Origin of the sequence: Cupriavidus sp. U2 (assembly GCF_009663685.2) — a bacterium.
GTDB lineage: Bacteria > Pseudomonadota > Gammaproteobacteria > Burkholderiales > Burkholderiaceae > Cupriavidus > Cupriavidus necator_C.
Genome location: NZ_RCOG02000010.1, coordinates 19,354 through 45,075 on the forward strand (window position 1 = coordinate 19,354; position 25,722 = coordinate 45,075).

Genomic DNA, 25,722 nt, shown 5'->3' on the forward strand with positions numbered 1-25,722 from the left:
AAGCACCCCATCTAAAAAAGGGCGCAGTGACCATTGACTATTTTGGTCACTGTTTATACAGTGAAGGCCATTCGTATGGAGGCCTTCATGCTTCAGCGCCGCTTTTTTGTATCCGCCGTCACCCACACCGCCAGCCGGGCTTCCACCTTTGCGGCCATCTGCCTCCTGCCGCTTGTATTGGCGGCATGCGGCGGCAAACCACAGGCCGATCCCCGCGTGCTCGCGCCGCTGGTCAGAGTGGAAAGCGTCCAGGACGCAGCCGCCGTGCGGCGTGCCTTCACCGGGGTCGTCGCAGCCCGGGTACAGAGCGACCTGGGCTTTCGCGTATCGGGCAAGGTGCTGGAGCGCCTGGTCGACACCGGCCAATCCGTGAAGCGTGGCCAGCCTCTGATGCGCCTCGATCCCGTCGACCTGAAGCTCGCGGCACGCGCGCGGCAGGAAGCCGTGGCCGCCGCCAAGGCGCGTGCCACGCAACTGGCGGCCGACGAGGAGCGCTACCGCGACCTGGTGGCGGCCGGAGCGGTATCGGCGTCCGCGTATGACCAGATCAAGGCCTCGGCGGACTCGGCGCGCGCCCAGCTGCGGGCGGAAGAGGCGCAGGCCGATGTGGCACGAAACGCCTCCGACTATGCCGTGTTGCTGGCCGATGCCGACGGCGTCGTGGTCGAGACCGTCGCGGAACCCGGGCAGGTCGTGAATGCCGGCCAGGTGGTGGTGCGGCTGGCTCGCGCCGGCCAGCGCGAGGCGATCATCCACCTGCCCGAAACCCTGCGTCCGCCGACGGGCTCCTCGGCACGTGCCACGCTCTACGGCAAAGACGAGGCAGTCACCGCAACCCTGCGGCAGCTTTCCGACGCCGCCGACAGGCAGACCCGCACCTATGAAGCACGCTACGTGCTTGGCGGCGCGCTGACCGATGCACCGCTTGGCGCCACCGTCACGCTGCAGGTGACCGATCCGCATGAAGCATCGCCTTCCGGCCTGCAGGTTCCCATCGGCGCCCTCCACGATCCCGGCAAGGGCCCCGGGGTCTGGGTGCTGGCAGGCAATCCGGCACACGTGACGTGGAGACCGGTAACCGTGCGCGCCATCAGCGACGATACCGCGCGCGTGGAGGGCCCGATCCACCCCGGCGACCGTGTGGTAGCGCTGGGCGCCCACCTGCTGAGCGAAGGACAGCAGGTCAGATTGGCGTCTGACGTGAAGGTGGCGGCAACCGCGCAAGCCGCCAACACCGCCCCGCCCGGCAGTGCGCCCCATACCGGAAACGGCGCAGGGGTGCAGCAATGAGTGGCTTCAATCTTTCGGCACTCGCCGTGCGCGAGCGCGCCGTCACGCTCTTCCTGATCATCCTCATCTCCATCGCAGGCGTCGTCGCCTTCTTCCAGCTAGGCCGGGCCGAGGACCCGCCCTTCACCGTCAAGTCGATGATCTTCATCACGGCATGGCCGGGCGCGACGGCGCAGGAAATGCAGGACCAGGTCGCGGAGAAGCTGGAGAAGCGCATGCAGGAGCTACGCTACTACGACCGCACCGAAACCTATACACGTCCCGGGCTGGCTTTCACTACCGTCACGCTGCTCGACAGCACGCCACCCAGGGAAGTTCCTGAGGAGTTCTACCAGGCCCGCAAGAAGCTTGGCGACGAGGCGCGGTCCCTGCCAGCGGGCGTCGTCGGGCCCCTTGTCAACGACGAATACTCCGACGTGACCTTCGGCCTCTTCGCGTTGAAAGCCAGAGGCGAGCCGCAGCGGCTGCTGGTGCGCGAGGCGGAAACCATCCGCCAGCGCCTGCTGCATGTGGCGGGCGTGAAGAAAGTCAACATCATCGGGGAACAGGCCGAACGCATCTACGTGTCGTTCTCGCACGACCGGCTGGCAACCCTCGGCGTGACCCCGCAGGACATCTTCGCTGCGCTCAACAGCCAGAACGTGCTCACCCCTGCCGGCTCGATCGATACAGACGGGCCGCAGGTTTTTGTGCGGCTTGACGGCGCGTTCGACAAGCTTGAGCGCATTCGCGACACCCCCGTGGTGGCGCACGGCCGCACGCTGAAGCTGTCCGACATCGCCACCGTCGAGCGCGGCTACCAGGACCCGGCCAGCTTCGTCGTGCGCAACAAGGGCGAGCCGGCGCTGCTGCTCGGCATCGTGATGCGCGACGGCTGGAACGGCCTTGACCTCGGCAAGTCGCTCGACGCCGAAGTGGCGAACATCAGCGCCGAACTGCCGCTGGGCATGGAACTGAGCAAGGTGACAGACCAGGCCGTCAACATCAGGTCGGCCGTGGACGAGTTCATGGTGAAGTTCTTTGCCGCGCTGGTCGTGGTGCTGGTGGTGAGCTTTGTCAGCATGGGCTGGCGGGTTGGCGTGGTGGTCGCCGCGGCGGTGCCGCTGACGCTGGCCGCCGTCTTCGTCGTGATGGCCGCGACCGGCAAGAACTTCGACCGCATTACGTTGGGGTCGTTGATACTGGCCCTGGGCCTTCTGGTGGACGACGCCATCATCGCCATCGAGATGATGGTCGTAAAGATGGAGGAAGGCTATGGGCGCATCGCGGCGTCGGCCTACGCCTGGAGCCATACGGCCGCACCTATGCTGTCAGGCACGCTCATCACCGCCGTCGGCTTCATGCCGAATGGCTTTGCGAAGTCTTCCGCGGGTGAATACACCGGCAACCAGTTCTGGATCGTCGGGATCGCGCTGATCGCCTCATGGATTGTCGCGGTCGCCTTCACGCCCTATCTCGGCGTGAAGCTGCTGCCCGAGATGAAGCCGGTGGAAGGTGGCCATGGCGCCATCTACGCGACGCCGAATTACCAGCGCTTTCGCGGGGTGCTGGCGCGGGTGATCAGGCGGAAATGGCTGGTAGCGGCAATCGTCGTCGGTCTTTTCGCCGCGAGCATCGTCGGCATGGGCGCCGTGCGCAAGCAGTTCTTCCCCACTTCCGACCGACCCGAGGTGCTGGTGGAGGTGCAGATGCCCTACGGCACCTCCATCGAACAGACCAGCACCGTAACCGCGAAGGTGGAGGCATGGCTGGACAAGCAGCCGGAATCGAAGATCGTGACGGCCTATATCGGCCAGGGGGCACCGCGCTTCTACCTGGCAATGTCGCCGGAACTGCCTGATCCGTCCTTCGCCAAGATCGTGGTGCGAACGGACAGCCAGGAAGAACGCGACGCACTCAAGGGCCGGCTCCGTCAAGCCATCGCCGATGGCCTGGCGCCGGGCGGGCGCGTGCGCGTGACGCAATTGGTGTTCGGCCCGTACTCGCCCTTCCCCGTCGCGTTTCGTGTCATGGGCCCGGACCCGGACCAGCTGCGCGCCATCGCGAAGCAGGTGGAGGATGTGATGGGCGCCAGCCCGCTGATGCGCACGGTCAACACCGACTGGGGCCCGCGCGTACCGGCGCTGCACTTCTCGCTGCAGCAGGACCGGCTGCAGTCCGTTGGGCTGACCTCGCGCGATGTGGCGCAGCAGCTTGAATTCCTGCTCACCGGCGTACCCGTGACCGAGGTGCGCGAGGACATCCGTTCCGTGCAGGTGCTGGCGCGGGCCGGGGGCGACATCCGGCTGGATCCGGAGCGCATCGCCGGTTTCACGCTGGTCGGCGCCAGCGGCGAACGCGTACCGCTCTCGCAGGTCGGCACCGTGGACGTGCGCATGGAGGACCCCATCCTGCGCCGCCGCGACCGTACGCCAACCATCACCGTGCGGGGCGACATCGCCGACGGCCAACAGCCGCCAGACGTATCCCAAGCCATTCTGGCGCAACTGCAGCCGGTCATCCAGAAGCTGCCCGCCGGCTATCGTATCGAGATGGCCGGCTCCATCGAGGAGGCGGGCAAGGCGAACAAGGCGCTGGCGCCGCTGTTCCCCATCATGCTGGCAATCACACTGCTGATCATCATGTTCCAGGTGCGGTCGATGGCTGGCATGGTGATGGTCATCCTGACGAGTCCGCTGGGCCTGATCGGCGTGGTGCCGACGCTCCTGCTGTTCCATCAGCCATTCGGCATCAATGCACTGGTGGGGCTCGTGGCGTTGTCCGGCATCCTGATGCGCAACACGCTGATCCTGATCGGGCAGATCCAGGGCAACCTGAAGGAAGGCCTCTCGCCGTACGACGCGGTGGTGGAAGCCACCGTGCAGCGGGCCCGGCCGGTGCTGCTGACGGCGGCGGCAGCCGTCTTCGCCTTCATCCCGCTGACCCACTCGGTGTTCTGGGGCACGCTGGCTTATACGCTGATCGGCGGAACGCTCGCCGGCACGCTGCTGACACTGGCGTTCCTGCCGGCGATGTATGCCATCTGGTTCAGGATCCGTCCGCCGGCGCAGCAGATGGTGCCGCAAGCCCGTGCGGACGAGGTGGCACAGGTGTCTTGAAACAGCGGGGCGCCATGCGCAACCTGCGCGCGTGCCTATCTTCGTTACGTGGAAGGCGGCGGTTACTTTGTCGCCCCCCGCATGCGTCGGCTCGCCAGCAACCTGCTGGTCGATGCCACAACTCAATAGTCCCGGATTCCCAAAGCGGTGGGCTGTGGCCGCTCTCACACAAAGCAACGGGGCGCCTGGAAGTCGATAACGCCGCGGACGATTTCCCGCATGGCTCGAATCAGCGGTCGCGTGTCATCGCGACGCCATTGCACAGCGTAGTGCAGAGGCTCCAAAGCATCGCTATCCGGCAGGATGCGCAGCGCATCCCGCTCCACTAGCGCGTCAGCCCAGAGTCGGGGGACGAACCCGAAGCCCAGCCCCTCCACTACCATGCCGACAACGGCCCCCCAGCTGTTGCACATCAGGCGCCGGCTGACCATCAGTTCCCTGCGAGCCAGCCACTGGTCGAGAACCCGCGTCCCGCCGGCACCCACGGGCAGCGTGAGCAACGTCTGTTCGCCCATGAGCACCCGCGGGTCATCGGTACCGGCCATGTCGAGGAAAGACTGGCTGGCCACCCAAGCGAAATCCACCTGACCTATCCGCTCGGCAGCCAGGCTGCTGCGGGTGGAGGGTCCGGCCAGGACACCGATATCGAGCTCCCCATCATGCAGGCGCTGCTCCAGGACCTGTCCGATATCGACATGAGGCTCCAGCTGCAGGCCGGGATGGCGTGACGACACCTCGCGCACCAGCTTTGGCAGCCAGGTCAGTCCACTCAGTTCGCCCAGGCCGATACGGCACCGGCCAGTCAAACCATGGCGTTGCCCTGCCGACTGCTGCAGCTCCGCGGCGGCGTGCAACATCGCATGAATCTGGGGCAGCATCTGCTCGCCCTGGGCCGTCAGCTCGGCGCTTCGGCCGCTACGGTCGAACAGGGCCACGCCCAGCGACGCTTCCAGCTCGGCAATCCGCTTGGACAACGACGACACCGACAGGTGGACGCGCTCCGCCGCCACGGTGAAGTTGACGCAGGTTGCAGCCCAGTAGAAGGCCTCGAGTTGCTTGAGAGTCATGGCGAATCCGAACCGGTGCATCACCGATATTTTCCCAAAAGCGAAATTATATCTTCGTTATTTTTCGCTTTTATCGTTGAGTCCGGATTGCTAGATTGGCTCCACATTCTGGCCACTGCACCCATGTCAGCCGCTCCCCTCGACGAAACCGCTCAGACCGCTGCACTGCAATGCGGTGACAAGAAGACGGAGAACGCGTCCGTTGCGGCACAAGGCGAGAGGCAGGCGGCCTGGCTAAAACGGCGCGTGCTGTCGCTGAAAGATTTCGAGCCATTGGCACGCAAACGTCTGCCCAAGCCGCTCTACGCCTATGTGAGCGGAGCGGTCGAGGACAACATAACCTTGGCGCAGAACCGACAGTCTTTCGAAGACCTGGCACTGCGGCCTCGCGTGCTGGTTGGCGTGTCGACGCGCGACATGAGCTTCAATCTGTTCGGCCGGCAGTACGCTGCGCCATTTGGCCTGGCCCCGATGGGCATCTCGGCCCTGTTCGCCTATCGCGGGGACGTCGTCATGGCAGAGGCAGCCAGCCAAGCGCGCGTACCGGCCATCATGAGCGGCTCGTCGCTGATTCGGCTCGAAGAAGTCATGGAAGCGGCACCCGGTACCTGGTTTTAGGCCTACCTGCCCGGTGACATGCGGCAAATCGAAGGTCTGCTGGCACGCGTCGAAGCGGCCAAGGTCGAAACGCTCGTCATCACCGTCGACACGCCCGTCGCGGGCAATCGCGAGAACAACATCCGGGCCGGATTCTCCACGCCGCTGCGCCCAAGTGCTGCCCTCGCCTGGCAAGGCATCACCCATCCACGCTGGCTGCTTGGCACCTTCATTCGCACCGTGGTACGCCACGGAATCCCGCACTTCGAGAACGCGTATGCCCACCGCGGCACCCCTATCGTCTCGCGAAATGTGCAGCGCGACTTCTCGGACCGCGCGCATTTCACCTGGGACCATCTGGCCACCATCCGTCGTCGCTGGAAGGGGCAGCTCGTGGTCAAGGGCATCCTGACGGCGGAGGACGCGCGCCTGGCGCAACAGCATGGCGTGGACGGCATCGTCGTGTCGAACCACGGCGGCCGCCAGCTGGATGGCGTCATTGCCGCAATGCGCGCGCTGCCGGAGGTCGTCGAAGCCGTCCCGCAGCTGCCGGTGATGCTCGACAGTGGGGTGCGCCGCGGGACCGACGTCATCAAGGCGCTAGCCCTGGGTGCCCGCTGTGTCTTCATCGGGCGGCCGTTCGCCTACGCGGCGGCAGTGGGCTCCCGCCAGGGTGTTGCGCACGGCATCAACCTCATGCAAGCCGAGATTTCCCGAGACCTGGCCATGCTGGGGATCCCCCGCGCGACGGATGTGGACGCGCAGTGCATCTACCGCCCGCCTCCGCATTGAATACCAACCTTCAACGCATCCCAACAGAACCCTTACGGTCGATACAGGAGACAAAACAATGACTTCGCCGCACGGCTTTCGTATTCATCCGCGTCCTGCGCACCTTGTCAGCGCGTCGCTGATGGAGCGGTATCGCAATTTCCCGGTCGCCAATGTCAGCGATGCCATGAGCCGTACGACGGGAACCAGTCAGTTGCGCGCATTCCATCGCCGCGACGGCAATCTGGTCGGACGAGCACTGACCGTTCGCACGCGTCCGGGTGATAACCTCATGGTGCACAAAGCCATCGACCTCTCCGGCCCCGGCGATGTCATCGTAGTCGATGCCGGTGGCGTTGGTCCCAATGCCATCATCGGCGAAATCATGTTGGCGCTCGCCATTTCGCGCGGCGCGGCAGGCTTTGTCATCGATGGCCTGATCCGCGACAGCGACACGATCGGCAAGGAGCCGCTGCCAGTCTATGCGCGTGGCGTTTCGCACCGCGGCCCCTATAAGGATGGCCCTGGAGAACTCCACGTGCCGGTCTCCATCGATGGCATGGTGGTTCGGCCCGGCGACCTGATTATTGGCGATGGTGATGGCCTGCTGGTCGTTCCCGCCGAAGAAGCCGAAGCGATTGCGGTTCGCGTGGAAGAAGTCCAGCGCATGGAAGCTGGCGTGCTGGAATCGATTGCACAGGGCCGTGCCGACCGTACCTGGGTGGACCGCTCGCTGGCTGACAAGGGGGTCCTGTGAGCCAGGCCCTTCCGACAAAGCGCCAGGTCGTGCGCTTTGACCATTGGCTGGACCCCGCCTTCAACCGCATAGTGGGCGAAGCGTCAGATGTCGCGCTGCACACGTGCCAGCGCGAAGGCGCGGACGAAGAGGCATGGGCGCGCCTCTCCGAAGCCCACGTGTATCAGATTTCGGCCGCCAAGGACGAGCTGCCCCGACGTTGGTTCGTGACGGCAGAGCTTCTCGCGCGTTGTCCCAACCTTCTGGCCGTGTCATCGAGCGGCTCCGGTTGCGACACCATCGACATCGATGCCTGCACAGCCGCGGGTGTGGCCGTGATGAACCAGGCCGGCGGAAACGCCGATTCCGTGGCGGAAATGGCGATCGGGTTGATGCTCTCTGTGATGCGGCGCATCCCGGAGTCGGACCGCCGCATGAAAACGCATACCACCGGCAGCCGAGAAGACCTGATGGGCCACGAACTCCGTGGACGTACGCTGGGTCTGGTCGGTGTCGGACATGCCGGGAGCCGCGCTGCGGCGCTCGGCCGTGCCTTCGGCATGCGCGTGATTGGTCATGACCCGTATCTCGACAATGCAGAGATGGCAAAGCGCGGCGCCGAGTCCGTCTCGTTCGACCAGTTGCTGCGCACATCCGATATTGTGTCGCTGCACTGCCCGCGCGATGCCAGCACGCTTGGGATGATGGACGCTGCGGCCTTCGCGGCCATGCGCCAGGGCAGCATCTTCGTCAGCACGGCCCGGGGCGGCATCCACGATGAGGCCGCCCTGTACGAAGCGTTGTCCGGCGGACACCTCGCGGGCGCCGGCCTGGACGTCTGGGACCAGGAACCGCCTCCGCCCGGACATCCGCTTCTGACGCTCGACAACGTCGTCGCGACCTTCCACACGGCAGGCGTGACGCATGACGCCCGGCGCAGGAACGCTACCTTGGCCGCGACGCAAATTCTGGCGCTGCTCTCTACAGGAGAGAAGCCCGAACGCCTGGTGAACCCCGCCGCATGGCCCAGGGTACGCCAGCGCATGGAGGCAGCCTTGCTCGTTGCCGCGAGCTGACCACAAGCAGTCATCACAAAAATACGCCGGCCACATGAGGGCCGGTGAGGAGACAACACCATGCACAGCAATTCCGACTCGCGTCGTCGGCGTCTATCCCTTTCCCTTGCCGCGTCTTCGCTCGTCGGCCTGGTCGGCACGCTGTTGCCAGCATCGGCCCAGGCACAAGCCGCACCGTGGCCGAATCGCCCCATCGAGATGATTGTGGCGTACGCACCGGGCGGCGGCACCGACCTGGTAGCCCGCCTGCTCGCACGGCATCTGGAGAAGGAGCTGGGTGCAACCATCGTCGTGCAGAACAAGCCGGGAGCCGGCGGCGCCATCGGCTTCGCCGAACTGGCACGCGCCACGCCGCACGGCTACACCATCGGCTTCATCAACACACCGAACTTGCTGACCATTCCAATCGAGCGCAAGACGACATTCACCTGGAAGAGCTACGACCTCATCGGCAATCTGGTAGACGACCCGGGCGCATTCACCGTCAATCAGTCCAGCAACATCGATTCGCTGGCGACGCTCGTGAAGTATGCCAAGGCGAATCCGGGCGCTGTCACCGTTGGCACCACGGGCGTCGGCTCGGACGACCATCTCGCGATGCTGCTGTTCGAAAAGGCGGCCGGCGTCAAGCTGACACATGTGGGCTACAAAGGGGCCGGCGAAGTCCGTGGTGCGCTGGCTGGTCAGCAGATTACGATTGGCGCCATCAATGTCGGCGAAGCGCTGGCTTACCAGAAGAGCGGCACGCCGCTTAAATTCCTGGGGCAGATGGGACTGTCGCGCGCGGTACTCGCGCCGAACGTCCCGACGTTCCGCGAGCAGGGCTACAACATCGAGCTCGCTTCCTTGCGCGGCCTGGCCGCCCCCAAGGGCCTGCCTGAGCCGGTCAGGAAGAAGCTTGTCGATGCGATGGCCAAGGTTGCCGCGGACCCGCAGTTCAAGCAGCAGGCAGATGCCATGTTTGCGCCGCTGCGCTACCTGGCCCCAGCCGCCTACGCCGCCGAACTCGAACGTGGCGAAGCCGGCTTCCGCCAACTGTGGAAGGAAATGCCATGGCAGGAAAAGTGAAGACATCGTGCAGCAATTCTTGCCGCCGGTAATGACGCCTTTGCATGCCCCTATGCGGCTAGTGCGTGGCGCCGCCGCMGTCCTTGAGATCGGTGGAAACCTCGAGCGCCGTGGCCACCATGATCTCGATGGCCGCGATCAACGTGCGGGCTTGCATGCTCGGCGCGCCGGGGTGGGCGGCGGCCATCTGCGGCAAGTACGGTACATGAATGAAGCCGCCACGCAGGGCTGGACGCTCGGTTGCGATGCAATGCAGCAGCGAATAGAAAATGGCGTTGCAGTTGTAGGTGCCGGCGGTCTGCGAAACCGATGCCGGGATGCCCGATTCGCGTAGACGCCGGACCAGTGCCTTGATCGGCAGCGCGGAAAAGTAGGCGGCAGGGCCCCCGGCGATTACGGGTTCGTCGATGGGCTGCCGTCCGGCATTGTCCGGGATACGCGCATCCACCACGTTGATCGCCACCCGTTCGACCGATATGTCGCTGCGGCCGCCTGCCTGCCCCAGGCACAGCACGAGAACAGGATCGACCTCGGCAATGGCGCCCAGCAGCGCCTGCCTGACCTCGGCAATCACACACGGAAGCTGGCGCGCCACCACGCGCGCGCCGCCAATCACGCGTTCATCGACGGCGCGGGTCGCTTCCCAGGAAGGATTCAGGGTTTCGCCGTCGAATGGCTCGATGCCGGTGACAAGTACGGTCTGCATTTGGCGCTGTCCGAAGGATGATCAAAGGAAGAAGGAGACCACCCATCGTACCCACGCAATGACGATTCTTGAAATGGATATCCAATATCCGTTAAATTCACGGCATGAATCTGTCCCGGATCGACCTGAACCTGCTCGTGGCATTCGAGGCGCTGTATCAGACACGCAGTGTCACCCTGGCCGGCAAGCGCCTGAACCGCGCCCAGCCGTCGGTGAGCAATGCGCTGACGCGGCTGCGGGCGCTGTTTGGCGATGACCTGTTTGTACGAACCCACGCGGGGATGCAGCCGACTGAACTGGCGCACACGCTGATGCCCGGAATTTCCTCCGCCCTCGATCACGTGCGCCAGGCCGTGGGCCAGTCGGTGGCATTTGATCCGGCCATGCCTGCCGGACGCAGCTTTACCATCGCGGCCACTGACTACGCGGACATCGTCCTGCTGCCCCATTTGATTGGACGGCTCAGGCGGCAAGCACCGGACATCGACCTGCGAATCATGGCGCTCGACCGGGCGGCCATTTACGAGCAGCTCGATCAGGGCGTGGTCGACGTTGCCATTGGCGGGCATCTCACCGCACCGAAACGCATGGTGCGAACCAGGCTGTACGAAGAGGACTTCGTCTGCATTGCCAGCCGCTCGCATCCACAGTTGACCGCGCATGGCCAGCGGCGGAGTATCGACCTGGCGACCTATCTGCAGCTGCCCCATGCGCTGTTTGCTCCCGGCGATACCGGATCGCGGCGTGGGGTCATCGATGCCCGGCTCGACAAGCTGGGTCTGCAACGGCGTGTCGCGGCGACGTTCTCGCACATCGTGGCGTTGCCGCTGGCCGTCGCGCACAGCGACCTGGTGGCGACCGTTGCCAGGCGGGTGGCACACCGGCTCTCCTCCCCCGACGTGCAGATCTGCGAGGTACCCGAAGCGCTTGCCGATACTGCCTTCGACATCGAGTTGATTCACAACCGGCGGACGCAAGCCGATGCAGCGGCCGTGTGGCTCAGGCAGGAGATCCGGGCCGCGGTCGTGGCAATGCGTTGATGCCGCGTGCTGCGGCAAGCGGGGTACCCCCCGCGGCACGTGTCAGGCCAGGTGGCAGCGAACCCAGTGATCGGCGCCAAGCAGCCGCAAGGCAGGCGCGGACGCGCGGCACTGGTCGGTCGCGTGGGCACATCGCGTATGGAAACGGCACCCCGACGGCGGGTCCAGCGGGCTGGGCTGTTCGCCTTCCATGACAACCCTTGGCAAGCGCCGGTTTGCCGGGTGGGCCGAAGGCGCCGCCGACATCAGCGATCGCGTGTACGGATGCAGCGTGCGATGCCAGACTGCATCGCGCGGACCCTGTTCCACGACCTGTCCCAGGTACATCACGGCGATGCGGTCGGACATATGCCGCACCACGGCCAGGTCGTGCGAGATGAACAGATAGGCGATGCCGAGCGTTTCGCGCAGGTCCAGCAGCAGGTTCAGTACCTGTGCGCGCACCGAGACATCGAGCGCAGACACCGCTTCGTCGCACACGATCAACGCGGGATTCAGCATCAGTGCGCGGGCGATGGCCACACGCTGGCGCTGTCCGCCGGACAGTTCGTGAGGAAAGCGAACGGCCATGTCCGGATGCAGGCCCACGCTCCGAAGCACTTCCGCTACCCTGGCTTGGCGTTCGGCGGTATTGCCGCGCCGATGCACGATCAGCGGCGCCTCGAGCGCCTGGCCAATGGTCGTACGTGGGTTGAGCGATGCGGCCGGATCCTGAAACACCATTTGCACCCGCGGCCGCACCGCGTGCAGTGCGCGGCCGCGCGCCCTGGCGATGTCCTCGCCGTCCAGCCGGACCTCGCCTTCATCGACATCCGTCAACCGCATGGCAACGCGCGCGACGGTGGATTTGCCGCAGCCGCTTTCCCCCACCAGACCCAGGGTCTCGCCCGGCGCGATGTCCAGAGAGACGCGGTCCAGCGCGCGCACCACGCCGGCCTGCGTTGGATAGTGGCGAGACACGCCCCGGAGTGACAGCAGGGGCGCGCTCATGCCACGGCCTCTTCAAACGATACGGTCCGTCGGGTCACGGGGACCAGCGGCGCGTGGCACGCCACATCGCCATTGCCTGTGTGCCGAAGCGCGGGCGTGGTCGCGCGGCAGTTGTCCTGCACGAAGGCGCAGCGCGGGGCGAAGGCGCAGCCTGGCGGCATGGCCGTCAGCGGCGGCACGGTGCCGGCAATTTCCGGCAGGCGCGCGCCCGGGGGCAGCGTCTCGATGGCCAGCGACGCCAGCAATCCGGCCGTGTACGGATGCGCGGGCCGGGTGAGCAACGCATCGACCGGACCCTGTTCGACGATCCGGCCGGCATACATGACCGCCGCACGATCGGCTGTCTCGGCGACTACGCCGAGATCGTGGGTGATAAGCAGCATGGCCATGCCGGTTTCGGCCTGCAGGCGCTTGAGCAGGCTCAGGATCTGGGCCTGCGTCGTGACGTCCAGGGCCGTCGTCGGTTCATCGGCAATCAGCAGGTCGGGCTCGCCGGCCAGCGCAATGGCGATCATCGCGCGTTGCCGCATGCCGCCCGACATCTGATGAGGATAATCGTTGGCGCGCTCGCGTGGCGATGGCATGCGTACCTGTTCGAGCAGCGCAATGGCACGCTGTGCGGCATCGGCGCGACTGGTACGCCGATGCAGGCGGATCGTTTCTGCGATCTGGTCGCCGATCCGCATCACGGGATTCAGGGCCGACATCGGCTCCTGGAAGATCATGGCAATGCGGTGGCCACGTATCCCCTGCATGGCGCGGTCGTCCAGCGAAAGCAGCTCGGTGCCGTCGAGGAACACCTGGCCGCTGGTCCGCGCCAGGCGGCGCGGCAGCAGCCGCAGCAGGGCGCAGGCGGTGACCGATTTGCCGGAGCCGCTTTCGCCGACCAGGGCAAGGGTCTCGCCACGATCGATGGTCAACGAGACATCGTGCAGCGCCGTGACGGGGCCGTCCGGCGTGGCGAAGCTGGCGCGCAGGGCGCGTACATCGAGCAGCGTCATCGGTCAGCTCCGTCGTTGGCGCAGATGAGGGTTCAGCGCGTCGTTGAGGCCATCGCCGATCAGGTTGAACGCCAGCACCGTCAGGACGATGGCGAAGCCGGGCAGGCCGCAGATGTACCAGGCATCGGCTACCTGTTCGCGGCCGCCGCCAATGATGGTGCCCCAGCTCATCACGTTGGGGTCGCCCAGGCCCAGGAACGCCAGCGATGCTTCGGTCTGGATGGCCGTGGCAACCGTCAGCGTGGCCATGGCGATTACCGGTGGCAACGCGTTGGGCAGGATCTGGGTGACGATGATGCGCAGATGGCTCATGCCAATGGTTTCGGCCGCCAGCACGAATTCCCGCCCGCGCAACGACAGGAATTCGGCGCGCACCAGGCGGGCGGTGGCCGGCCACGACACCACGCCGATGGCGACTACCACGGTGGTCACCGAGGGCTTGAAGATCGCCACCAGTACCACGGCCAGCACGAACTTCGGGACCGTCTGGAAGACCTCGGTCAGGCGCATCAGCGTCGCATCGACGCGTCCGCCGAAATAGCCGCCTAGCGCGCCCACGGTGATGCCCAGCGACGCCGCCAGGGCGGTGCTGACGAGCCCGATCAGCAGCGACACGCGCGCCCCGGCCGCCATGCCGGTGGCCAGGTCGCGTCCCATGAAATCGGTGCCCAGCGGATAGGCGGCATCGTCCCCGGGCCACAGCATCGGCGGGCCGGCCATGTCCCACGGGTCGCCAGGAAAGATGAAGGGCCCGACGATGGCGACCAGCGCCACCGCCAGCATCAGCAGGACGCCAAGCGCGATCGAGGGATGCGCAAGCGCGGCGCGCCACAGCGCGCGGGGCGCGTGGCGCGTGGGGACCCACCGGCGCGCAAGCACGGCCGGCGCGTTCATGCCCGGCTCCTGCTGCCCGCCACCGAAACCCGGGGATCGATGGCTGCGTAAAGCAGGTCCACAAGGATGTTCACAACGGTCACCAGCAGCGAGCTCAGCAGCAGGATGCCGAGCAGCAGGTTGAAATCGCGCGCCAGTACGGACTCGAAGGCGAGCCTGCCCAGCCCAGGCCAGCTGAAGACGGACTCGACCAGCACCGCGCCGCTGAGCAGCGACGCCACCTGGTAGCCGGCCATCGTGACCAGCGGCAACAGCGCGTTGCGGAGCGCATGGACCACGGTCACGCGGACCTCGCCTGCACCCTTGGCGCGGGCGGTACGCACGAATTCCGCGCCATCGAGTTCAAGCATCGCGGTGCGTACCAGCCGCGTATAGACAGCCAGATAGAACGTGGCCAGCGTGCAGGCGGGCAGGATCGCGTGCAGCGCCACGTCGCGCAGCCACGCCAGGCCCCTGTAGCCAGCGCTGACATCGGTCATGCCGCCCGACGGCAGCCAATGCAGTCGGGCCGAGAACAGCACGATCGCCATCAGCCCGAGCCAGAACGTGGGCATGGCATAGGCGGCGAGCGTGAGGCACGACACCAGCCGATCGGGCCAGCGATGGACGCGCACGGCAGACAGTACGCCCAGTGCCAGACCCAACACCAATGCAATCGCCATGGCCAGTGCCATCAGCAGCAGCGTGGCGGGTAGCCGGCTCATGATCAGGTCGAACACCGGCATGTTCTGGCGATACGAGAAGCCGAGGTCGAGGGTGGCGATCTGCCCAAGGTAGCGCACGAGCTGCAGCGACAGCGGCTGGTCGAGGCCGAAGCTGGCGCGCAGCTGGGCCATGGTCTCGGGCGTGGCTGCACCGGCTTCACCTGCCAGGACGTCGACCACATCGCCGGGTGCCAGCTGCAGGATGACGAAATTCATCAAGGCGATGCCCACGACCACCGGCACCACCTGCAGCAGGCGCTGGCGCAGGAACGCAAGGGCGACACGGCGGCGCATGGCTCAGGCCCGGGGCGTGAGCCATGCATCGGCATACGATGCAAACAGGCCGTCACCCTGCGCCGTCGCCTTGCGGAAGCGCGCCGTGGACACGGTGACCCAGGTCTGTTCCACCAGATCGAGTACCGGCACGTCGTCCTGCACGATCTGCTGCCACTGCTTGAGCAGGGCCTTGCGTTTGCCCTCGTCGGCCTCGCGCCCGGCGGCTTCCATGACGCGGTCGAGCTCCGGGTTCGAGTACCCCGAGCCGTTGGTCCATGGCGCGCCCTTGATGATGTTCTTCGTCCAGAACAGCCGCTGCACGCCCAGCGTGGGATCGGGCAGCCGATGCAGGCTGGAGATCATCAGGTCGTAGTCCTGGTCGGTAAACACGCGGCGCAGGTAGGTGGCGGTGTCGCCAGCGCGCAGTTCCACGTCCACCCCGACGCGCGCCAGCGATTGCTTGATGAACTCCGCCGGACGGCTGGCGGTGACGCCCCCGCCGCCATCGTAGTCCAGCGTGACGCGCAGGCGCTTGCCGTCCTTGCCCGGCCTGTAGCCGGCCTCGTCCAGCAGCGCAGCGGCCTTCCTGACGTCAAACGGATACTGGCGCGTATCGGGCGAATAGTAGTTGACGACCGAAGACGGCACGGGCCCCGTGGCAGGCTTGCCGTAGCCCAGGAACACCACCTTCAGCAGCGCGTTGCGGTCGATGGCGTAGGCCAGGGCCTGTCGAACCCGCCGATCGGCGAAGTACGGCTTGCGGACGTTGAACTGCGTCAGGAAGATTGTGGCCAGGTAGCGGCCATCATCGGTGTTGATGCGGTAGCGTTGCTTGTCCTGGAAGCGGCCCAGGTTCGACAGCGGAATGCTGGACCCAAGAGCCACGTCGATCTCGCCCGCCTCCAGCGCCACCGTGCGGGCCGCGGCGTCGGGGATGAACTTGAATACGACGCCGTCCAGGTATGGCTGGTCTTTCTGCCAGTAGTTCGGGTTCCGCTCCAGCCGCACATGGCTGCCCTTGACCCACTCCTTGAACACGAACGGGCCGGTGCCCACCGGCGCATTGTTCAACGGGTTGCTCAACACGTCCTTGCCCTCGTAGAGGTGGCGCGGCAGGATCTGCGCGCCGTACGTGTTGATGTAGTTGATCAGGTAGGGGGCGGGCGACGACAGGCGAATGATGACCGTGTGCGGGTCGGGCGTATCCACGGCCGTGACGTTGGCAAAGGCCGCGCGGCCAAACGGATGGAGCTTCTTCCAGACTTCAAGCAGCGTGTACTGGACATCCGCAGCCGAGAAATCCTTGCCGTCGTGCCACTTGACGTTCTTGCGCAACTGGAAAGTCGTGGTCAGACCGTCGGCCGAGGTCTTCCACGACGTTGCCAGCGCAGGCACGGGACGCAGGTTCAGGTCGTAGGCAACGAGGCCTTCCAGCACCTTGCTGGATACCTGTCCGATGTTCATCGTGGTGATGAATGCGGAGGTCAGCAGCGTCGGCTCTGGCGAGACGGCCACGTTGAGCACGCCGCCGCGGACCGGCGACCCCTGCGCTGCGGAAGCGTCTGCGAGAACGTCCGCCGAGAACGGGACACCGATGGAAAACAGCGTGGAAGCAGCAAGGAAATCGCGACGGTTCATTTCGGGCGGCAGGATGGGCGGATGGTGACAGCCATCGAGTGTAGATATCGCCCGCCGGGCCGGGAACGAAGGATTTCCTCTTTGCTATCGCGTTTGGTGCATCGTCGCCCCTGATGGACGCCTCGCGCGGAGGCGGCGAAAGAGCAGCCGCGGCCCGCGCCATGGCGGCCGGCTGAAGATGAGCGACTACTTCCAGAAGCCCGCGTGCGCGCGGGCGGCTTCTTCCTCCAGCATCGGACCGGCCACCTTCACCTTGCGCTGACCGCGTTCGAACACTTCCCGGCAGGGTAGCGAGAACGTCGGGTTTTCGGGGTGGTCTCCCGTGAGACCGAGCAGGGAATGCTCCGACAGTGCGTAGACAACGCGACCGATTCCGGTCCAGTAGACCGCACCGGCACACATGCAGCACGGCTCCGCACTCGTGTACAGCGTGCAGCGGGCGAGTTGTTCCGGCGTCCGCACACGTGCTGCTGCGGCAGCGGCGGCCAGTTCGGCATGCTGGGTCGGATCACCTTCCGGTGGCATCGAGTTGTTGCCTGCGGCCGCGATGACGTTGCCGTTTTCGTCGGCAACCAGCGCAGCGAAAGGATGGCGGCCGCGCTGCCTGGCCTCATAGGACGCGGCAATCGACTGGCGCAGCAGGTCCATATCGAGCATCGACACGTCTTCGGAAGTTTCTTCAATGTTCAGGGTTGCCATGTAGTTCTCCAGGGGAATAGGACGATAGGACTTTGTTCACCAGCGCCGGAAATGGCATCGGCAGGACCCCCAACGCTGACCGATACCGCCACGACCAACGCACCGCGGGCCCGGCATCACGCGACGCCGCTCTATTGCTCCAGGTGCATCGGTGCGGCGTGAAGATAAGCATTCTTATCACAATGGCATCGATGAATACGAAAACTGCATTCCTGGACTACCGACCTTAGTGGTTTCGCCATAACCTCAACAAGAATGACGGAGAAATCCTGATTGTTATGGCCACGAGATCGCCGAACGCAAGCCAGTCCGCGCGTGGTTGCCGTTGGTGAGGGATCAAGCCTTGTGCTTTGGGAACTGAAGCGCGAATTCGGTGAACTCGTGCTCCACCGATTGGCAGGAGATCGAAGCCCCCCAACTGCGCAAGACATCCCTGCAAAACGCCAGTCCGATACCCGTGCCGCGATGCGCGGGATAGGAAAAAAACGGCTGGAACATCCGGGCCAGGACATGGGCCGGAACTCCCGGCCCTGTATCCCGGAACAGGACATAGACGTCGCTGCCTCTCGTCTCACAGCGGATCAGAATCTTGCCCTTCCCTGCCCGCTTGATCGCCTCGAGCGCATTCTTGGTCAGATTGGTAATGACCAATTCGAACAGTTGCGCGTTGCCCAGCACGTGCAGAGGTGCCGACGCATCGATCGTGACGATATCCTGACGCGCAGGTTCGAACGGAAACCGGTCAATACTCTGGCGCACGGCGTGGACCAGGTCGAACACCTCTTGCCTGGCCGCCTTCGGGTCCTTGGAGTTCGCCACCAGCAAATCGATGCTGCTGCTGACATGCGCGAGATCGGCCTGTAAGCGGGCAATGGCCTGGAGAAGCCCCTCTCGATGCGCTGCCTGCGGATCTAGCGCCGCGGGCAACCTGCTTTGGAGCCCCGCAGCGGTCATCGTCAGACTCGTCAGGGGCGTGCGCAATTCATGCGCGACCGTTGCCAGGGCGACGGCCATCCCCCGTCGCTTTTCTTCGACCAGCAACTGGCGATCCAATTTGATCACAACGAGCACGGCGATCACGAACGCAATGATCGGCAACTGCAACAGCAGCGGTTGCCATGGAATGCCTGCAATGGAGTGACCGGCCACCACGAACAATGCAAATGCGCCGGCTGCTCCCGAGAGCAGGGCCATTGTCGCGAACGCCGAACTGAAGTGGTATAGGACCACCACGGCGATGATGACCGACTCCGCCCATACCAGCGAGCCGTGGTTCTCCAGGTAGAAGAAGATAAAAGCGAAGGGCATCCCGACGGTAATGGCAAACAGCGCATAGGTCGGCAGCCATCGCTTGTGCGACAGTGCAGAAGCGAACAACAGCGGCACAAATAGTGCCGTGCAAATCAGTCGCAGCCACAGGTTTTCGTAAGCCTGCGGAAAGACATAGGACCAGATGACGTAGTAAAGCGGATGGCCAATGACCCCCAGCGCGCCCACCATCTGGATACGACGCAGGCGCACGACGCTTTCCTCGTCGAGCAAGGTGGTCCGGGAGGCCGTCTCAAATACGGCACGCCGGGCATCCTTGACGAGCCGAATCCACAACGATTCGTCCCCTGATTGCGCTTGCGTGGCTTCCATCTCGAGCGTCTGACCCCTGCAAGATTATGGCGCTGTGCTGCCTGGTGAACAGGTGCGGCCGCGATGCGCGCGGCGCGTCGATGACCACTCCGCCAGCCTGACCTCGTCCCGAATCTTCGCGAGAACGTCGATCAGCCGGTCCATGTCGGAAGGAGTGAGTTTCGCATGCAGCGTAAGGCGCATCAATGCCCTATTTTTGGGGGTAGCAGGGGAGCAAAAGACGGCGCCGAAGATGCCGTGCCGCTGCAGTGCGTTGCGCAGAACCATGACCTGGGGTTCCGTACCCGCCTCCAGCCCGATGATCTGCTCGCTCCCGTCGCTGATGTTGTAGCCAAGCTCGGTAATGGCTGCGCGTGTAGACCGGGTGATGGCATGCAGGCGCGCCCTGCGATCGTCTGCGCGCGCAATGAAATCCGCCGCGGCATCGAACCAGGCGATTTCATGGCGCAGCAGACCGGAACTGAAAATGGCCGGACGTGCCTCCACCGCGAAGAAATCCTTGAATCGGGTCGAACAGGCCACGAACCCGGCGCGCCCGGCAAACGCCTTGGCCAGCGACGCCGTCCGGAAATGGACCCGTTCGGAAAGCCCCAGCGCGGGGACAAGCCCGCCGCCCGCAGGGCCATGCGTGCCTAGCGAATGTGATTCATCCACCACCAGGACGCTGCCTGTCGCTTCCGCCATTTGCACGTACGCTTCCAACGGCGCCACGCTGCCCGTGGTGCTATAGACGGCATCCACCAGAATGACGCCCGGACCCATGCGCTCGATCTGGCGCGCGGCGTGAGCGAAGTCGTTGTGGCGCACTGGCACGGCCTGAGCCCCGGCCGCGCTGATGCCTTCCCACAGCGAGGCATGGCCGTTCATGTCGATGTAGACGGGCACCCCCGGCCCCGCAATACACTGCACCAGCCCGACGTTAGCCGCCCATCCTGACTGGGCGATCAGGCCATCCTCGGCCTGCATGAGCGTGGCGAGTTTCCGTTCGACCTGCTGTTGTGGCGTGTCGCCGTGCCGAAACACCGAAGACATCAGCAATTCGGGCGCCTCGTCGAGTAGCGCCCGCGCTTGCGCCTGGACCAGCGCAGTTTCCCCCAGCAGGCATAGATAGTCGTTGCTGCTCAGGTGCAAGGCATCTGGGCCCGGGACGCGTCCGTGCAGCAGGTGATCGCCCCCCCAGAGTTTTTCCATTCTGTCGACGAAATGGGCAGCCATCCGATCCGAGATCCATGCCGGTAACGGCGCGGATTGTATGCGACTGACAGATTTTGTCGGTTGTGAATGAAGATTGGCGGGCGACATCGGTTTTCCTCCAAAGAAATGAGCGCCAAAATCAAAAAACGAATGACTTGAAAACTTGAGGTCTGCAGCGGAGGCCTGCCCTCATTGGATGGGAGGAACACGGCAACCGCAGGCTAAGCCAAAGCCTGTCGCGAACCCGAAAGCTCGCGCCATGCGTCGGCCGTGACGACACCGGCTTGCCGCCCCCCTTGGTTTCGTTCGAAGGACGGTACGGCACAGCATGACAGTTTGCGTCATCTATTCGACGCCCATTGGGCACGCCCGCGCTATTGCCGGATACCCAAAATCGACCGCTTCTGGCATGAGAAACGCATGCCAGCATTTGTCCGTGGCAGCGCGGCACCATGCCCGGTGGTGAGGAAAAGCAGTAGCTAACGCCCGACGAAGAAGCAATCTGCTGGCCTGCTCCGCTGAGCACTGATTGGGCCTCGCTAAATAATATTGAGGCCCTACTTTCCTAAACGCACCAACGTGCGAAATCGGATGCCATCCGATAGGCGACTTTGGCACTCAGAACCACTTGCGCCACATATTTCGGACATTGCTTTGCAAGCAGATTTGCGGAGTTCGGATTTAGGGCGGTTAATTGCTTTTCAAGAGAACGCCGTTCACGTAAGTCGCTTAACTTTCGACGAACATTAGAAGGCGCGATCTGGACGAAAGAGTTTGGTGCCAAGTCCTTGTTTTTGCAGGATTTCTATTGGAAAGACAATGAGCACTTAGACTTCAAGTGTCTCATTCATCACTTACCCGTTACGACGACATGCCGCATTCCAGATCGGGTGACGTCTGATCGCCCTCCCCTGCACTCCCGCTACGCTTCCCACTTTCGAGACCTCGGCGTTCGCGAGCAGGGAATCGCTCTGCTTCGACCCAGTTCGCCTGCACGACCGCGACGACATTCGCGCGACTTTCTGCACTGGCCTACCCTGCTCTGCGCCGGGGCGGCGGCCGTTTCCTGCGATCCATGGATCGATGGCTGAGGCAACTTCCACAGCGTCAACACTGCTGGAGCGGCTGGTTCTGACGCTTACGCCCCATGCAGAGGCTTTCGCAGCGCAAGGGTTAGCAGCGATAATGAGGCACAACTGATCGGCTCAAGAGGCACAAGGAATGGACAAGCAGGGCTTCACCACCGCCATTGTTCACGGCGACAGACTCACAGGTACCGAGCATGGTGGCGTTCATCAGCCAATCCATACCTCTGTGCAGTATGGTTTCGATCGCGTCGAGGACCTCATCGGCGTATTCCAGGGCACGAAGAAGGGTGGCTTCAACTACGCGCGCCAGGGCACGCCCACGACCGCGGCGCTTGAGCGCAAGATCACTAGCCTGGAAGACGGCATTGGCACGATCTGCTTCAGCACCGGCATGGCCGCGATCACGGCAACGTTTCTCACGCTGTTGCGTGCAGGCGATCATCTCGTGGCGAGCCGTTATGTGTTCGGGAACACCAACAGCCTGTTCGGAACGCTGCGTACGCTCGGCATAGACGTGACGACGGTCGATGCGTGCAATGTCGAAGAGGTCAAGCAGGCCATCCGTCCGAATACCCGGATGGTGTTCGTCGAAACCATCGCGAACCCGGGCACACAAATTCCGGATCTGCAAGGCATCGGCAACGTGTGCCGCGAGCGCGGTATCGCGTATGTCGTCGATAACACGATCACCTCGCCGGCCTTGTTCCGGCCGAAGACAGTCGGGGCCAGCCTCGTCATTAGCTCGCTGACGAAGACGATTGGCGGTCATGGCACCGCACTTGGGGGCGCCGTAACCGATACCGGCTTGTTCGACTGGAGCACATATCCCAACATTGCCGAGGATTATCGGCGTGCAGTGGGCAAGGAGCAGGGGCTGCTGCAAATCCGCAAGAAGGGCTTGCGCGACATGGGCGCGGCATTGTCGTCCGAGCAGGCACATGCGATCGCCATCGGGGCCGAAACGCTCGCGCTGCGCGTGAAGCAAAGCAGCGACAACGCGCTCGCGCTCGCACAGTTTCTGGAGCGGCATCCGGCTGTCGGAAGGGTGTACTACCCGGGCCTGCCGAGCCATCCGCAGTATGAAATCGCGCAATCGCTTTTTTCCGGCGCATCGTGGCTCCTGTCTTTCGAACTGAAGAACGCGGACCGCATGATTGACATCGTCAACGCGCTTGCGCTGCCCATCAAGGCAACCGGTCTTGGCGACACCCGAACGCTGATCATTCCCGTGGCTCCTACGATCTTCTTCGAAGCCGGCCCCGAGACACGCAAGGCAATGGGGATTTCCGATGGCATGCTGCGCCTGTCGGCCGGCATTGAGGACATCGACGATCTGATCGCGGACTTCTCACAGGCGCTGAAACTGGCCGCGTAGAACGGCAGCGCCAGAAGAAAGTGGCACCGCTGTCTGCATGACCAGCATTGCGTGATGGATTCGGGCTCACCAGACGGTGAGCCCAACGTCATCAAGGTGCCCGAGCCTGCAGTCCGTTCCCTCCCGACCTCACCGGCCGAACCGCTGTACGACTTACTTGAAGGGCGTCTGCAAGATTCCCATGATGGTCTGGATGCCATCGCGGTAGTTGCCAAGCCGCATGTTCTCGTCAAAGCTGTGCTGATTATTGTCGGCATTGACCAGCGGCACGATCACGAACGGGGACTTGAGCGCCTGCACCGCAGCACCGGTGGGGACGGTTCCGCCCATCATCCGGATCTGCACGGGCGACTTGCCGTAGGTATCGTGCATCACGCCCTGTAGCCATTTGCTGATCGGCGCGTCCAGATCGGTACGGGCCGCCGAACTCGAAGCAGACACTTCACCGGCCGTGAGCGATGCCAGTTTCGGATAGCGCGCTCGCTCTTCTGCCGTCGGCTCGCCGTTCACCAGGTGGTAGCCCTGCTTCTCGATGTGCTTGCGCAGCAGCGCCACCAGCGACTCGGGCGGCGTCTCCGGTACCGTACGCAGATCGATATCAGCGATGGCCACTTCGGGAATGATGGTCCGCGCCTTGGGGCCGACGTCACCCGCGGCAATGCCGCGTACGTTCAGGCTGGGATACTGCATCGCCTCCTGGTAATTGGCGCCGACCTTTTCTGCGCTGGCAATGCCCAGCCGGCGCTTAAGCGCCGCCTCGTCGTCTGGCACCGCCGCCATGATCTTCCGGGCCCGCTCGTCGAACTTTACCGGTGTGTAATAGCCGGGGATGGTCACGCGGCCATTCTCGTCCTTCATCGACGCCAGCAAGCTCGCCAGGCGTTGCACCGGATTGGCGGAGTAGTTGCCGTAGTGTCCGCTGTGCAGTCCCTGGCTTGCACCGAAGACTTTCAGCTGCACGAGCTGGATGCCCCGGTTGCCGAATACCAGCGTCGGCTGATTGCTCTGGTGCATCGGGCCATCGAAGATGACCATGCCGTCATTTCGCAATAGCGCAAGATTCTGGGCAATGACCTGTCCAAGCGAGGGTGAGCCCTTTTCCTCCTCGGAATCGAGCAGCACCTTGATGTTGACGCCCGGCTCCACGCCCGCCGCCTTGAGCGCATCGAAGGCTGCCAGGAACATCACGATGGGTCCCTTGTCGTCCGATGAGGAACGTGCGAAGAGGCGCCACTCGGGGTCCACCTGGCCACCGTACAGTTTGTCGAGCGGCAGGGTTTCCCATTTGCCGTCGGCAGCGCGGGCCTTGAGCGTGGCTTCCCATGGACTCTTCTGCGCCCACTGGGACGGTGTCACCGACTGGCCATCCAGGTGCATATAGAACAGTACAGTTTTGCGCGGTGCGGTCGCGCTTGCTTCGGGCGCCGTGTACTCGGCGTACATCATCGGCTTGTCGCCATTTGCGAGCGCCTGCGCCTGGAATCCGCGTCGGGAAAAGGCCTTGGTAAGCCAGTCCACGTTCTTTTGAATATCGGCCGGCACGGTTGCATCGTTGGGAATCGCCAGCAGCTCCACCCATTCGCGATAGCTTGCTGCTGCCGCACGGCCAGCCGATTGCTCAAGCTGTGCGCGGTCCAACGTGGTGGCGCTCACCACAGTCCCATACGCCAGGATCAGCGACGCAACAAGCGCCAGTCTGCGGGAACGATGCGGAATTCGCGAGGGGGTGCGCATGTCTTTCTCTCTGTTGGTTGTATGACGGCATGCATTATGACGGCAGCCTCCGTGAACCAAAAGGGACTATGCGCCGCAATCAGCGGCAGAAGGACCCATCACCCCCCTCCCCCGGAGCCCTCCGCGCCCCGTGGCTTTCGCCTTGCGGCACGCTTCGCTGTCACGGCCCACTTACTGGGATGTCTTTCGTCGATGAGGGCCCTATTCAACCGACAGCATTGAAGGGATAGGTACGCGACTGCGGCGCCGGTTCAATGCCATCGCCCGAGGGCAGGTTGTCCGCGGCAACGGAATGGTCTCCGCCAGGATTTTCACCAGACCGAAATGCGTCCGCAGCCTGGTGTTGCTTTCGTTTTCGCGTCTCCTGGTAAGCAGCGAAGCCTACTCCGGCACCCGCTGCTGCGATATACGTGATGAGTGGCAACGCCAGATGAACGAGTTTCCCGTTGAACATGATCTGCTCCTGCGTTGTTCCAGGGATCGGCAGCATCGAAAGCTGCAGAACTGCGGCATACCATCATCAGCATGGAGCATGCCACCGGCAGATAGCCGGGATACCACCGCGCCGCCGTCATCACCGCGGCCATCGGAAATGGAAAATCCGGCTCAATCCGGGACGGGCGCCGGCTATCACGTGTTGTGGAACGCTTGACGCACCGGCTGCTTTCTACAACCGATGGCAAAAAAGGAGCGCACTCGATGTTCCGCCACGCGGCGGTCAAGTGAAGGGCCGCCGACTTGCCGAGGCTACGGCTGCGCCGGCCATCAGGGCGATGCGGCGGGCTTTGGCGTTACGCAACTGCCCACGACGACTGCCACACCACATTAAGGCGTGCGCGCGGCTGGCCGCTGATCTTGAGCGGTGTTGGGCGCAGGATAGACTTCATCGCTGCGGGAGAACGACTCACGCGGCGGCGGAGGCGTCGCGGTGGTATCCCTGGGAACGCCCTCGCATCCACCCATCGTCGTGGCCAGCAGGGCAACCGCTAACGCAGTCGCCATACCGCGACACCACGTTGTACCAGTGCAAGCTCTCAGT

Annotated in this window: 19 protein-coding genes and 1 pseudogene; 8 read left to right on the forward strand and 12 right to left on the reverse strand. The window is 64.2% G+C overall.

Annotated features, from left to right (window positions below; translation table 11 throughout):
* Positions 1 to 87: 87 nt before the first annotated feature.
* Both D9X30_RS08720 and D9X30_RS08725 read left to right on the forward strand, forming a co-directional pair.
* A complete protein-coding gene (locus tag D9X30_RS08720) occupies positions 88 to 1,290 on the forward strand; it encodes an efflux RND transporter periplasmic adaptor subunit (protein WP_228771066.1) in 1,203 nt (400 codons plus the stop codon).
* Positions 1,287 to 4,388 (forward strand): efflux RND transporter permease subunit, encoded by a 3,102-nt coding sequence (locus D9X30_RS08725; protein WP_153949637.1) that lies wholly within the window; start codon positions 1,287 to 1,289, stop codon positions 4,386 to 4,388. The genes D9X30_RS08720 and D9X30_RS08725 overlap by 4 nt, the downstream gene beginning before the upstream one ends.
* A gap of 164 nt (positions 4,389 to 4,552) precedes the next feature.
* Here D9X30_RS08725 and D9X30_RS08730 read toward each other — a convergent pair whose 3' ends face one another.
* Positions 4,553 to 5,455 (reverse strand): LysR family transcriptional regulator, encoded by a 903-nt coding sequence (locus D9X30_RS08730; protein ID WP_153949638.1) that lies wholly within the window; start codon positions 5,453 to 5,455, stop codon positions 4,553 to 4,555.
* 165 nt (positions 5,456 to 5,620) lie between these two features.
* Between D9X30_RS08730 and D9X30_RS08735 the strand changes: the two are divergent.
* The 4 genes and pseudogenes from D9X30_RS08735 (at position 5,621) to D9X30_RS08750 (ending at position 9,703) form a co-directional block, all read left to right on the forward strand.
* Positions 5,621 to 6,844 (forward strand): annotated as a pseudogene (locus tag D9X30_RS08735) (alpha-hydroxy acid oxidase).
* A 58-nt stretch (positions 6,845 to 6,902) separates the two neighbouring features.
* Complete coding sequence (locus D9X30_RS08740) at positions 6,903 to 7,580, forward strand: RraA family protein (protein ID WP_153949639.1); 678 nt, start codon at positions 6,903 to 6,905, stop codon at positions 7,578 to 7,580.
* Positions 7,577 to 8,635 carry a hydroxyacid dehydrogenase gene (locus tag D9X30_RS08745; protein ID WP_249640919.1) on the forward strand — a complete coding sequence of 353 codons (1,059 nt, stop codon included), beginning with the start codon at positions 7,577 to 7,579 and terminating at the stop codon, positions 8,633 to 8,635. Before D9X30_RS08740 ends, D9X30_RS08745 begins: the two co-directional genes overlap by 4 nt.
* Before the next feature lie 60 nt (positions 8,636 to 8,695).
* Positions 8,696 to 9,703 carry a tripartite tricarboxylate transporter substrate binding protein gene (locus D9X30_RS08750; RefSeq protein WP_349632229.1) on the forward strand — a complete coding sequence of 336 codons (1,008 nt, stop codon included), beginning with the start codon at positions 8,696 to 8,698 and terminating at the stop codon, positions 9,701 to 9,703.
* Between the two features lie 58 nt (positions 9,704 to 9,761).
* On the opposite strand, the gene pcp is transcribed toward D9X30_RS08750, so the two are convergent.
* Complete coding sequence (gene pcp, locus D9X30_RS08755) at positions 9,762 to 10,409, reverse strand: pyroglutamyl-peptidase I (protein WP_249640920.1); 648 nt, start codon at positions 10,407 to 10,409, stop codon at positions 9,762 to 9,764.
* Between the two features lie 104 nt (positions 10,410 to 10,513).
* Between pcp and D9X30_RS08760 the strand changes: the two genes are divergently transcribed.
* Positions 10,514 to 11,449, forward strand: a complete 936-nt coding sequence (locus tag D9X30_RS08760) for a LysR family transcriptional regulator (RefSeq protein ID WP_153949641.1) — start codon at positions 10,514 to 10,516, stop codon at positions 11,447 to 11,449.
* A 42-nt stretch (positions 11,450 to 11,491) separates the two neighbouring features.
* Here D9X30_RS08760 and D9X30_RS08765 read toward each other — a convergent pair whose 3' ends face one another.
* The 8 genes from D9X30_RS08765 to cqsA all read right to left on the reverse strand — a co-directional run bounded on the left by D9X30_RS08765 (position 11,492) and on the right by cqsA (position 20,594).
* Complete coding sequence (locus D9X30_RS08765) at positions 11,492 to 12,439, reverse strand: ABC transporter ATP-binding protein (protein WP_153949642.1); 948 nt, start codon at positions 12,437 to 12,439, stop codon at positions 11,492 to 11,494.
* On the reverse strand, positions 12,436 to 13,440 hold the full coding sequence (locus D9X30_RS08770; protein WP_153949643.1) for an ABC transporter ATP-binding protein: 1,005 nt from the start codon (positions 13,438 to 13,440) through the stop codon (positions 12,436 to 12,438). The genes D9X30_RS08765 and D9X30_RS08770 overlap by 4 nt, the downstream gene beginning before the upstream one ends.
* A 3-nt stretch (positions 13,441 to 13,443) precedes the next feature.
* Positions 13,444 to 14,334, reverse strand: a complete 891-nt coding sequence (locus tag D9X30_RS08775) for an ABC transporter permease (protein WP_153949644.1) — start codon at positions 14,332 to 14,334, stop codon at positions 13,444 to 13,446.
* Positions 14,331 to 15,332 (reverse strand): ABC transporter permease, encoded by a 1,002-nt coding sequence (locus tag D9X30_RS08780; protein WP_153949645.1) that lies wholly within the window; start codon positions 15,330 to 15,332, stop codon positions 14,331 to 14,333. The genes D9X30_RS08775 and D9X30_RS08780 overlap by 4 nt, the downstream gene beginning before the upstream one ends.
* Before the next feature lie 3 nt (positions 15,333 to 15,335).
* Positions 15,336 to 16,952, reverse strand: a complete 1,617-nt coding sequence (locus D9X30_RS08785; protein ID WP_153949646.1) for an ABC transporter substrate-binding protein — start codon at positions 16,950 to 16,952, stop codon at positions 15,336 to 15,338.
* A 186-nt stretch (positions 16,953 to 17,138) separates the two neighbouring features.
* Entirely contained in the window at positions 17,139 to 17,651 is a 513-nt protein-coding gene (locus tag D9X30_RS08790; RefSeq protein ID WP_153949647.1) for a nucleoside deaminase, read from the reverse strand.
* Positions 17,652 to 17,987: 336 nt separating this feature from the next.
* Positions 17,988 to 19,292: a sensor histidine kinase gene (locus D9X30_RS08795; protein WP_153949648.1), complete on the reverse strand. Its 1,305-nt coding sequence runs from the start codon at positions 19,290 to 19,292 to the stop codon at positions 17,988 to 17,990.
* Between the two features lie 24 nt (positions 19,293 to 19,316).
* The gene (cqsA, locus tag D9X30_RS08800; protein WP_153949649.1) at positions 19,317 to 20,594 is read right to left on the reverse strand and encodes an alpha-hydroxyketone-type quorum-sensing autoinducer synthase; all 1,278 of its coding nucleotides are present in this window, start codon (positions 20,592 to 20,594) and stop codon (positions 19,317 to 19,319) included.
* A 1,113-nt stretch (positions 20,595 to 21,707) separates the two neighbouring features.
* On the opposite strand from cqsA, the gene D9X30_RS08805 reads away from it, so the two are divergent.
* A complete protein-coding gene (locus tag D9X30_RS08805; RefSeq protein WP_153949650.1) occupies positions 21,708 to 22,949 on the forward strand; it encodes a cystathionine gamma-synthase family protein in 1,242 nt (413 codons plus the stop codon).
* Positions 22,950 to 23,102: 153 nt separating this feature from the next.
* On the opposite strand, the gene D9X30_RS08810 is transcribed toward D9X30_RS08805, so the two are convergent.
* Positions 23,103 to 24,683: a M20/M25/M40 family metallo-hydrolase gene (locus tag D9X30_RS08810; protein WP_153949651.1), complete on the reverse strand. Its 1,581-nt coding sequence runs from the start codon at positions 24,681 to 24,683 to the stop codon at positions 23,103 to 23,105.
* 205 nt (positions 24,684 to 24,888) lie between these two features.
* Positions 24,889 to 25,173 carry a hypothetical protein gene (locus tag D9X30_RS08815; protein WP_153949652.1) on the reverse strand — a complete coding sequence of 95 codons (285 nt, stop codon included), beginning with the start codon at positions 25,171 to 25,173 and terminating at the stop codon, positions 24,889 to 24,891.
* Positions 25,174 to 25,722: the final 549 nt, after the last annotated feature.